Origin of the sequence: Aeromonas media (genome assembly GCF_000819985.1) — a bacterium.
GTDB lineage: Bacteria > Pseudomonadota > Gammaproteobacteria > Enterobacterales > Aeromonadaceae > Aeromonas > Aeromonas media.
In genome coordinates this window covers 1-11,036 of sequence record NZ_CDBZ01000148.1, presented here as the reverse complement: position 1 = coordinate 11,036, position 11,036 = coordinate 1, and the positions used below count along the sequence as shown (strand labels likewise).

Sequence of the window (11,036 nt, the reverse complement as noted above, 5' to 3'; positions counted from 1 at the left end):
GTCTGACGGCGCTTACTGCTGAATTCACTGTCGGCGAAGGTAAGTTGATGACTCATGATGAACCCTGTTCCATGGCTCCAGATGACAAACATGATCTCATATCAGGGACTTGTTCGCACCTTCCCTAGAGAAGCCGGGCGATTCATGCTGCATGAACCGAATCTCTATCTGAGCAGGTCAAAAAATAGGGTATGTCCTGATTTAAGGCATCCAGCGTTCCCCAAACACTCTTCAATAGGTTTATTACTAATTTGTAATTTTTGTGACAGCTTCATGTAATGATTCAGAGTATATAGTTAGTCACGTAACTTGAGTCATAATTAAATGAGGTGGTTTATGAATATTAAAATTGGTGCATTCATGGCATGTACGCTGGTCGTCGGAAGCTTCTCCGCCTTTGCTCAGGCTCCTGTGCCTTATAACGTTCGTGCTGGGCACAACATTATATATATGGATTGGAGTGCCAACGCACTTAGTACCGATACTGTGAGTGTATCTACCCTGGATGACACTAAACTGGGTACTGTAATGGCTACTCCTGGGAAGACAAAGCAACTGCAACTCCCCATGGACAAAAGTATCAACACAGTCAAAGTCAGCTACAACGGTGATGTCCATGTGATTGCACTTCAGCATGGAATGGGTAGTGGGCGAAACAGATAAAGCAAATAAAATCATGCTTTAACGTAAGTTTTGCGCATTTTTTATACGCATTGAGAAAAATGACAGTATTGTAATTGTACATTGATTTCTATAATGAGCATCATCGCACATCACAGTTGTGATGAAATGGAGGCGCTTATGAATGATGTTCATAGTAAAAATGGATTTAATCCTTCTATCTCAAGAAGAAAGTTTGTTAAAGGGATTGCTGCTGGCGGAGTTGTGGCATCGATTCCTATGTCAATTAACGCTAAAGAAGAACTGCCGCAAAAGGTTTACAGCTCAGTTTTAAGTGGAACAGTAATCGATCTGGTAGTTGAAGAAGTTGTTGTCAACTTTACTGGAAGTACAAGAATTGCCACGGTTGTCAATCGCTCCATACCCGCACCGACATTACGCTTAAAGGAAGGCGATGAGGTTACTCTTCGTGTTACCAATAAGCTCAGTGAGCCTACCTCTATTCATTGGCATGGTATAATACTCCCATTTGAAATGGATGGCGTACCTGGTATTAGTTTCAATGGTATTAAACCAGGAGAGACATTCACATATAAATTCACGTTGGAACAGTCCGGTACATATTGGTATCACTCTCACTCTGGTTCTCAAGAACAGACGGGAATGTATGGCGCTTTAATTATAGAGCCAAAAGAAGGCGAGATTATATCAGCCGATAGAGATTATGTTGTTCTCTTGTCAGACTGGACAGATGAGCACCCGATGCGAATTTTATCAAAATTGAAATCGCAAAGTGATTACTATAATTTTAATCAGCCTACAGCTATCGACTTCATTAACGATGTCAGCAACAGTGGATTAAAGGTTGCCTTCACCAAACGCCAGATGTGGAATGAAATGAGAATGAATTCTACAGATTTGGCTGACTTATCCTCTGCAACTTTAACCTATTTAATGAACGGAACAACCCCTAATGGAAATTGGACGGGTGTCTTCAATAAAGGTGAGAAAATCAGACTTAGATTTATAAATGGTGCTGGAGGGTCTTTTTACGATGTCCGAATTCCAGGTATAAAAATGACGGTTGTACAAACCGATGGTGTTGATATTGAACCTATAGACGTAGATGAGTTTCGTTTTGGCCCTGGTGAAACTTACGATGTCATTGTTCAACCCATAGATAACGCCCATACGGTTTTCGCACAGTCGATGGATCGTACTGGTTTTGCCCGAGGGACGTTGTCGACGGCGATTGGCCTTTCAGCTCCAATTCCTACTGTAGACAAACCTGAGCCTCTTTCAATGGAAGATATGATGGGCTCCATGGACGGAATGGATCACGGCTCCATGGCAGGTATGGATCACGGTTCCATGCCTGGAATGACATCAGGTGCTATGCCCGCGATGGATCACGGTTCCATGCCTGGAATGACATCAGGTGCTATGCCCGCGATGGATCATGGTTCAATGCCAGGAATGGAAGGTATGGATCATCGCTCTATGCCTAGTATGGAAACGACGGCCAAGCCTAGTACAGTAAGGCATGCCAGTACAGAGTTTGGACCAAGCGTTGATGCTCGGGTAGATACTCCAAGGCGCAATCTAGATGACCCTGGTGTAGGACTTCGTAATAATGGAAGAAGAGTGCTTACCTTAGCGGACTTGAAAACCAAAGGTGGGCCTATAGATCCAAGACCAGCAGAACGCGAAATTGAGCTTCATTTGACCGGCAATATGGAACGCTATACATGGTCATTTGATGGAGTCGAGTTCGGTAAGTCAACACCTATTCATTTTAATTATGGCGAGCGAGTAAGAATCACTCTTCATAATGATACTATGATGACACACCCCATGCATTTACATGGTATGTGGAGTGAGCTTGAAAATGAAAATGGTTCTTTCCTAGCAAGAAAACACACCATTGCTGTGCAGCCAGCACAACGCATAAGCTTTCTTGTGACGGCTGATGCTATTGGTCGTTGGGCTTGGCACTGTCATATTATGTTCCATATGGATGCTGGGATGTTTCGTGAAGTTGTGGTTTCTTGAGGAAATAGATGATGCATATTCAAAATATTGTAAGAAAGACAGTATTACTGTTTACTCTTGGAGTATTCACCTCTCTTTCATTTTCAAAAGAATCAGATGAGTCAGTAGGTGGCTATCACCCTGATTTAACCGCAACGACCGAGGCCCAACAGAGAAGTCCCCATGAGTACTCTGATGGCCTCACTCTTAGTTCTGGACCAAGCCTGTTTGAAGGTAGGGAAAAACTTTCCTTAGCTGACGAACATATATTTTCTTCTGTGCTAATAGACAGGCTTGAATACTCTAATGGTCGTAAAGAAAACTATGCAAATTACAAGGCGCTGGCTTGGATAGGAAAAGATTATCATAAGATATGGTTTAAATCTGATGGTGAATATAAAAATTCATTGCAGGAGACAGAAAATCAAATTCTTTATGGATATGCGACGTCACCATACTGGGACATCCTTTTGGGGGCAAGATATGATACATATAAATCTAGAAGTGATAAGGGATGGCTTGCCCTTGGCATCCAAGGACTTGCACCATATTGGTTTGAAGTCGATTCATCTTTGTTTGTAGATTCACATGGCCTAGCACTTTTAAGCCTAGAGGCTGAATATGACCTTTTGCTGACTCAAAAGTTAATATTGCAACCCCAAGTTTCAATGAATATTTACAGTAAAGATGATGATGAGATGTTAGTTGGGCGAGGTATATCTGACATAAGCACAGGCTTACGGTTGCGTTATGAAATAAATAGACAGTTTGCACCATATATTGGAGTTGAATGGAGCACTCTTGCTGGAAGTACTTATGATCTTGCGAAAGACAATGGCGAGAGTACATCCGATACTAGATTTATTACCGGCGCCAGATTCTGGTTCTGATTATATAAGGAAGATATCATATGAAATATAACGTTATTGCTGCTGCTTTGATTGTTGTTTCTGCTGGTGTGATTGCATCTGAGCAAGGGCATGACATGAGTGCAATGAAAAATGGTATGAGTCATGACATGAGCTCAATGAAGGGAAATCCAGCCCCTATGGGACATGACATGGGTAGCATGGCTGGCTCTCCAGGTGTTGCCAAAGATGTCTCTAGAACCATCGATGTGTCTATGGATGACACCATGCGATTCACACCGAAATCGATATCTGTTAAGCAAGGTGAAACAATACGTTTCTTTATAAAGAACAATGGTAAAGTGCCACATGAGTTTGTTCTTGGAACGACCTCTGAGCTAAAAGATCATGCTGGGATGATGCAACAAATGCAAGGTATGCAGATGCAACACAGTATGCCAAATATGATTTCTCTTGCACCAAACAAGAAGAGTGCTGTGTTATGGAAATTTGACAAGTCAGGAACAGTATCATTCGCCTGCCTTGTACCTGGTCATATGGAAGCTGGTATGGTCGGAGAGGTTGTCGTTAAATAAGTACTCTCTGAGCCGATAAGAGCATCAAAGAGGGGCCTGACTAGGCCCCTCTTTTATACGTACATAATTCAGCTCTAAACTTTATAAATACTGATTATCAGATGTAAACTCAAAATTCATCGTTGATGTGACATGTAGTATCAGTGGTGATGATAATCACTCAGTAAAATTGAAAATGCTAATAGTAATTTAAAAAAACAACCACTATTTAATAGGAAATGGAAGAATATATATTAAAATAAAAAAGTTAATCTGAGTCGAAATAGCCCTGCTTCAGCAGGGCGTGACACGCTATGGTGCCATAGGTGCCTCAGCACTGACCAGTTCTATCTTCCGCCGCAACGAATTGAGCAAGGACGGCACAACCGCCTCCAGGCAGACCTCAGCTACAACGATTGCATGGGTGGCTGCAATGAACTTGCACCAACCCCGCTACTTTTCGTTGCCGTGCTTGCACACTGTCCATTCGCAATCACCACAGACTTAGAGTCCGATTGCATCAATCAACAGATACGCCAGCGGTCGGTTGCTCGTAGTTGATATCCACTATCTTAGCTTGCTATTGATAGTACTGTAGCCTGGAGTTGGACAGCCATCAACGTGAATAGCGAGTTGATGAAGTAATTCAGCACATGCAGGGGCAAGCCTGAATATGCACTTGAACATCAATGCAGTCAACGCTGGCCATGATGGATACAGCTTGACCGTGTGTTCATCCATTTAGATTGTCAGGGGAACCACGTTGAACCCAGACTTGATTGTATTGTTTCCAGCTACTTATTTTCTGCTTTGGTTCGTTCATTTGACTCTCTAGGTGGCAGCTCTGAGAGATCGGCTCACCGAGTAACGGGATATTTTGTCAACAATACCAAATCCAAGTTTCCGCGCCCTTGTATTTTATTCGGTATGTTTTCCTTCGTGTCGTTAGCTGCCCAGAATTACTCCCTTCCACTTGCCCTTACCAAATATTTTTATGCGGGTGGAGTCGATGATCAGATCGGTTTGATAAACTGGCGGTAGGTCACTTTCACTGTGCAGGCACACAGGGCATAGCTAATTTCGCAGGAACAAGCTGGTTCACAAGGAAAGACTACAGATGCTTTGAGTATGAAGAAAGTGCACATGGTTCGGTCAGTATACCATTGGTTGAGTCTTGCCCTCCCGTGATTGTCTAGGCAACACTCATATTCATGGCATCAACTCAGAAAATCGGCTAGCCACGATAAATAATAGATTGACTTACCCACAATGCTGGCCTGAGAGATGGGGGCTCAAGTCATTATTCTTGAAATAATTCCTCCTCAGGTCGCTCCTATTCTGGCAATCATACTCTTTAATTCTTATGTTATCGCCTTATGTTAAGTGATTAAAAAACTATTTAGCTGGGAATAGTAAATAAAATGAAATGTAGTCACCACTTAATTTATTCCAAGCCTTTCCTCCATTAACTTCGGTTATCGATTTAACAATCGATAGACCCAACCCGACACTATCGTTATTGCTAGATCTTGATAAATCTGCCCTATAAAATCGATCAAACATTCTCAAGGATTCATCGTAAGATATATCTTTGCATTTGTTCTTTATTTCAATTATAGAATTATTTCCTTCATCGTTTGATATTGAGATGCTAATGGCAGAGTTGCTCTCTGAGTATTTTATTGCGTTAGATATCAGATTGGATATCGAACGACGAAACATTATTTTGTCAGCAAATATAAGCCTATGAGTATTTGTAACGTTAAACGTAAGACTTTTTTCTTCTGCCAAGTACATAAAGAAATCCAAAATAGAAGAAAGTTCATTCTCTGAGTCTAAAAATTCTTTATTTGCAGAAATCAAACCTTTGTCTGACCTGGCAATCCACAGCATATCGCTAACCATCTTTGCCAAACGCTCAAGCTCTTCTAGAATTGAATATAGGAACTCTTTATATTCGGAGATGCTCCTGTCTTGATTTAACCCAACTTGAGCCTGCATGATTATATTGGTTAATGGGGTTCTTAGTTCATGCGCTACATCATCTGAAAAATCAGATAACTTAACGAAACTATTGTTTAGTTTAGATAGCATGGTATTGAATGAGTCAACCAACTCCCTTAACTCTCTCGGATATTGGTTGGGTTCTAATGTTGAGCTCAACTGTTCAGCCTGAATAGTCGACATATGTTTGCTTAATATATAAATAGGTTTGTGGCCTTGCCTTATACCCAAGTATGTAGACAATATTATGATCGCCCAAACACCAAAGACTATGATTAATAGCTGCATCCTAAAGTCAGACAAAAAATGAGAGTGAACACTTGAGTCTAAATAGAACACGACTGAATAGGAGTTATCATTTTTTTTAAAATTAATGTTTTTACTGAGATATTTATGTGGAGCGGAAGTGTCAGTTTCAGATACATGAATTAGTGTATTGCTGAACTTTCTCAAATTAAAGCTGTCTCGTTCACTCCTATATATGTTTTTACCATCTTTTAATATCTCGATATAAAAATTAGAGTCAGGATTGATTGTATCCCAATTGATAATTCTTTGAACTGCATCTATGCGCTTTGAAAACTGCTCGATAATAATCGTTTTGTTATCTATCGTTTCATTATCAAGGTCTAAGAAATGATTTTTGATAGATGTCTCTACCAAAAATAACAAGGAAATCATACTGATCGTTATGGCGACAGAAACAAAAAGCATAGCACGTATAGTTATAGGCATGTTACTCTTCATCGCCAGCACCTTCTAATTTATATCCCATTCCTCGAATAGTATGAATTAATTTTATTTGATAATCATCATCAACCTTGGCTCTTAATCTTCTGATTGCAACATCTATTACATTTGTATCGCTGTCAAAATTCATATCCCATACCAAAGAGGCAATTAATGAGCGAGGTAATACTTCACCATGCCGCCGAGCTAATAACTCAAGTAATAGATATTCTTTAGGGGTGAGATGTAGTTTTTTACCCGACCGCTTAACTGTTCTTGATTTGATGTTTATAATCAAATCTGAAATTGATATAACCTCTTCAATATGATTGTCTTTGGATCGCCTAAGAAGGTTTTTTATTCTGGCTAGTAGTTCAGTGAATGCAAATGGTTTTGAAAGATAATCATCAGCTCCAGACTCTAGCCCCTTTACTCTATCTCCGACACCATCTTTTGCCGTCAGGAACATGACAGGTACTTGAATGTTTATATTTCTAATTTCCTCAAGAAGCTGCCATCCGTTAATCCCAGGTAACATAATATCTAGTATTATTAAGTCAAACTCATGGCTAAGTATATAAAAGCGACCATCAATTCCATTTGTGGCGAGAGTAACAATGTAGCCTGACTCAGTGAGTCCTTTCTTTAAATACTCACCTATCTTTGGCTCATCTTCAACAACTAAAATATTCATTATGTTCTCCAATATGCAGTATTAAGATAGTCAGTAGTCCATGCTACTACATACACTAAAAAATAAAAAAAATCCAGCTGTATCAAGAGTTTCAATGAAGGTTATATCGAAATTATAAAGTCTAGAATGATTATTTTTAATGTTTAAAAAAAGGCCAGCATAGGCTGGCCGTTTTATACATGTGGGAGATCTTAACGGTTACTACCGCTTCCCATACCATGTGGGAGAGATACGTTATGAATGGTTCCTTTATAGTCCACGATAACTTCTGTAATATTTTTATCAGAAGGAAGTGTTAACTGCTTGGTCTTACCAGGGAGAGCCTTCACAACGCCCAGTTTCGTGCCATCGGGGGTGGATACGTCCACGGAGTCAGTAGGCAATGCAGATATTTTCCATTCTACATAGACTACTCCATGCCCTGCTCTAAGATCGAAAGGCATTGGGGCATTAGCGAAAGCCGCTGAACTACTAATCAACATGGTGAGCGCAGCTAAGATGGTCTTGATTTTCATTTGATTACCTCATTTCGTTGTTATTGCACGGTTATCGCTAATCACTATATACAATCAACATTACATGCTGCTGTCAGCAAGATTACATTACCGTAAGGATATAGATCTGTAAGAGGGTAAGTATGTATGATTCACCCTGTTGGGGTATGAGAGATGAATTTACACCACCTGGTTTTCCATATTTTGAATATATCTTAAGGGGCATGGCATTATGAAATTTATTGCAATGTTGTTAGTTTTTGTCGCAGGAGGCGGTAGTGTCTACCTGCTCACAAATTTTAAAGATGTAAATACATTAAAGGAAAAACAACCTCTTTATTGGGTAAACCCGATGGATCCAGCTGATAAGAGACCTTCTCCAGCCAAGGACACAATGGGAATGGATTTCATTCCTGTTTATGAAGAGAAAGCTCAAGGTCAAGGGTCAGCTGGCACAGTTACAATATCACCGGAAATACAGCAGAATCTTGGTGTTCGTCTCGATCAAGTCAAACGAGCTCCTACTTATCAGGAAATTGATACTGTTGGATATGTTGGATATGATGAAGACCGTCTTGAAGCTATCAACTCACGTATGGCTGGCTGGGTACGAACCCTTGCAATTAAAAGTGAGGGGCAAAGGGTTACCAAAGGTAGTTTTATTTACGCATTATATGCCCCTGATTTAGTAAATGCGCAGCATGAATACTTGTTGGCCATGAATAGCAGTAACCCTTTGTTGATTCGAGCCGCAGAAGGGAAACTCAAGGCGCTACAAATTCCAAGTGATCAAATATCTATTTTAAAGCGAACTAGGAAAGTGCGTGAAACAATTAATTTCTATGCACCTAGTGATGGATATATTTCTGAGCTAAAAATTCGAGAGGGACAGTACGTAGAACCAGCTGAGGCGCTATTTAATATCAGCACATTACAACAAGTTTGGGTCAGTGCAGAAATTTTTGAGCGCCAAGCTACCGTATTGAAATTGGGAGATCCAGTTACCATGACTCTTGATTATGCGCCAAGCAGAACTTGGGTCGGTAAAGTTGATTATTTATATCCCACCCTAGACGCATCAACTAGAACGCTTAAGGTCAGGCTACGCTTTGATAATCCAGACGAGTTCCTTAAGCCGAATATGTTTGCTCAGATCAACATAAAAGCCGGTGGAACCGAGTCTAATCTTGTGGTGCCTAGTGAGGCTATTATTAGAACAGGAACGCAGAATCGAGTAGTGCTGTCATTAGGTGATGGGCGCTTCAAATCTGTTGAAGTCACTCTCGGTTCTCAGTTTAGGGAACATATCGTTGTTACATCTGGAGTTGAAGAAGGTGATGAGATAGTAAGGTCTGCTCAGTTTTTATTAGACTCTGAGTCAAGTATCAGTTCCGACTTCCAGCGCATGACTGCATTTCGTCCTGCTCAAGTCTGGGTCAATGCTGACATCGTTGATATTGGTCAGAATAGGCAGATCACAATTGCACACCAACAAGTACCAGAATGGCAATGGCCAGCAATGCGTATGAGCTTTGAACTTGATAAGAGTATTGCTCCTTCAAGTTTAAAGATGGGTCACTCCGTGAGTGTTTTGCTAAGGCAGGATGGGGAACGATACATTATAACTGGTATCAAGGAGCCGATTGCTAAAACAAATATTAAAAATTCAGATTCAAATAGTAGCAACGGGAAAGGTAAGGCTCCATCTGCTCCACAATTGGACCATTCCAAGCATGATATGGCCGAAATGGATGAGATAGGAGGTCAGAAATGATCACATCAATAATTCGATGGTCTATTGGCAATCGATTCCTTGTTCTTTTGTTAAGTGTGTTGCTCACTGCATGGGGAATATGGTCAGTCAAGCAAACTCCTGTTGATGCGCTGCCTGATTTGTCGGATGTTCAAGTTATTATCAAAACAAGTTATCCTGGGCAAGCACCACAAGTAGTTGAAGACCAAGTAACTTACCCATTAACCACCGCCATGCTTGCTGTTCCTGGTGCAACTACCGTCCGTGGTTATTCTTTCTTTGGTGATTCTTTCGTTTATGTTCTATTCGATGACAATACGGATTTGTATTGGGCGCGGGCGCGAGTTTTAGAATACTTGAGCCAAGTTGCTCCTAATTTACCATCTTCTGCGAGGCCCCAGCTTGGGCCTGATGCAACTGGTGTTGGTTGGGTCTATCAGTATGCACTGATCGATAGAACAGGTAAGCATGACTTAAGTGAATTAACCTCACTGCAAAACTGGTTTTTAAAGTATGAATTACAGACTGTAGAGGGGGTTTCTGAAGTCGCTACGGTTGGAGGAATGGTTCGTCAGTATCAGGTTCGTGTAGACCCCAATAAGCTGCGTGCATATGGTGTACCTTTGTCTTTAATTCAGACAGCAATAGAACAAGGTAACCAGGAAACAGGTGCTTCAGTTATCGAGATGGCCGAAGCTGAGTATATGGTTCGCTCCAATGGGTATTTGAAAAATGTCTCTGATCTAAAAAACATTCCATTAGGAACAAATGTACGTGGTGCTCCACTATTGCTAGGTGATGTAGCGGATGTGGTAACTGGCCCTCAAGTACGTCGAGGCATCGCAGAGCTCAATGGTGAAGGTGAAGTCGTTGGGGGCATTATCGTCATGCGTTATGGCGAAAATGCACAACACACTATTGATGGAGTTAAGACTCGTCTTGATGAATTAAAAAGTAGTCTACCAGATGGGGTTGAGATAATAACTGTATATGACCGCTCAGATCTAATCCAAAGAGCAATCGACAACCTTTCAGGGAAGTTACTGGAAGAGTTTATTGTTGTTGTATTAGTTTGTTTAGCATTTTTATTCCACCTACGGTCATCGTTAGTAGTGATTATTACCCTACCAATTGCAATTCTAGTTGCATTTATAATAATGAATATACAGGGTGTCAACGCCAACATAATGTCTTTGGGAGGGATAGCCATCGCAATTGGAGCAATGGTTGATGGTGCAATTGTAATGATTGAAAATGTCCATAAGCATACCTGATTACCCATGACCC

Annotated in this window: 8 protein-coding genes and 1 pseudogene; 6 read left to right on the top strand and 3 right to left on the bottom strand. The window is 40.8% G+C overall.

Translation table 11 applies throughout. The features are described from left to right. Positions 1-336: 336 nt before the first annotated feature. From BN1127_RS12915 to BN1127_RS12905, 4 genes are all read left to right on the top strand, one after another. A complete protein-coding gene (locus BN1127_RS12915; protein WP_010675891.1) occupies positions 337-663 on the top strand; it encodes a hypothetical protein in 327 nt (108 codons plus the stop codon). 138 nt (positions 664-801) lie between these two features. Beyond that, entirely contained in the window at positions 802-2,673 is a 1,872-nt protein-coding gene (locus tag BN1127_RS21565; protein WP_042649740.1) for a copper resistance system multicopper oxidase, read from the top strand. An 8-nt stretch (positions 2,674-2,681) separates the two neighbouring features. Next, on the top strand, positions 2,682-3,542 hold the full coding sequence (locus BN1127_RS21560) for a copper resistance protein B (protein ID WP_223917471.1): 861 nt from the start codon (positions 2,682-2,684) through the stop codon (positions 3,540-3,542). A gap of 20 nt (positions 3,543-3,562) precedes the next feature. Then, the gene (locus tag BN1127_RS12905) at positions 3,563-4,096 is read left to right on the top strand and encodes a cupredoxin family protein (protein ID WP_042649739.1); all 534 of its coding nucleotides are present in this window, start codon (positions 3,563-3,565) and stop codon (positions 4,094-4,096) included. A 1,374-nt stretch (positions 4,097-5,470) separates the two neighbouring features. On the opposite strand, the gene BN1127_RS12900 is transcribed toward BN1127_RS12905, so the two are convergent. From BN1127_RS12900 to BN1127_RS21550, 3 genes are all read right to left on the bottom strand, one after another. Beyond that, on the bottom strand, positions 5,471-6,826 hold the full coding sequence (locus BN1127_RS12900; protein ID WP_042649738.1) for a heavy metal sensor histidine kinase: 1,356 nt from the start codon (positions 6,824-6,826) through the stop codon (positions 5,471-5,473). Further along, positions 6,816-7,502, bottom strand: a complete 687-nt coding sequence (locus BN1127_RS21555) for a heavy metal response regulator transcription factor (protein WP_021140716.1) — start codon at positions 7,500-7,502, stop codon at positions 6,816-6,818. The genes BN1127_RS12900 and BN1127_RS21555 overlap by 11 nt, the downstream gene beginning before the upstream one ends. 191 nt (positions 7,503-7,693) lie before the next feature. Then, complete coding sequence (locus BN1127_RS21550) at positions 7,694-8,017, bottom strand: hypothetical protein (protein WP_021140715.1); 324 nt, start codon at positions 8,015-8,017, stop codon at positions 7,694-7,696. Between the two features lie 211 nt (positions 8,018-8,228). Between BN1127_RS21550 and BN1127_RS21545 the strand changes: the two genes are divergently transcribed. Then, positions 8,229-9,770, top strand: a complete 1,542-nt coding sequence (locus BN1127_RS21545) for an efflux RND transporter periplasmic adaptor subunit (RefSeq protein ID WP_082030095.1) — start codon at positions 8,229-8,231, stop codon at positions 9,768-9,770. Beyond that, positions 9,767-11,017: pseudogene (locus BN1127_RS21540) on the top strand (efflux RND transporter permease subunit); the annotation flags it as partial. The gene BN1127_RS21545 and the pseudogene BN1127_RS21540, both read left to right, overlap by 4 nt. Positions 11,018-11,036 lie beyond the last annotated feature (19 nt).

Coding starts and splice junctions, on each gene's coding strand:
- BN1127_RS12915 (WP_010675891.1), top strand. CDS start 337: ATGAATATTAAAATTGGTGCATTCATGGCATGTACGCTGGTCGTCGGA.
- BN1127_RS21565 (WP_042649740.1), top strand. CDS start 802: ATGAATGATGTTCATAGTAAAAATGGATTTAATCCTTCTATCTCAAGA.
- BN1127_RS21560 (WP_223917471.1), top strand. CDS start 2,682: ATGATGCATATTCAAAATATTGTAAGAAAGACAGTATTACTGTTTACT.
- BN1127_RS12905 (WP_042649739.1), top strand. CDS start 3,563: ATGAAATATAACGTTATTGCTGCTGCTTTGATTGTTGTTTCTGCTGGT.
- BN1127_RS12900 (WP_042649738.1), bottom strand. CDS start 6,826: ATGAAGAGTAACATGCCTATAACTATACGTGCTATGCTTTTTGTTTCT.
- BN1127_RS21555 (WP_021140716.1), bottom strand. CDS start 7,502: ATGAATATTTTAGTTGTTGAAGATGAGCCAAAGATAGGTGAGTATTTA.
- BN1127_RS21550 (WP_021140715.1), bottom strand. CDS start 8,017: ATGAAAATCAAGACCATCTTAGCTGCGCTCACCATGTTGATTAGTAGT.
- BN1127_RS21545 (WP_082030095.1), top strand. CDS start 8,229: ATGAAATTTATTGCAATGTTGTTAGTTTTTGTCGCAGGAGGCGGTAGT.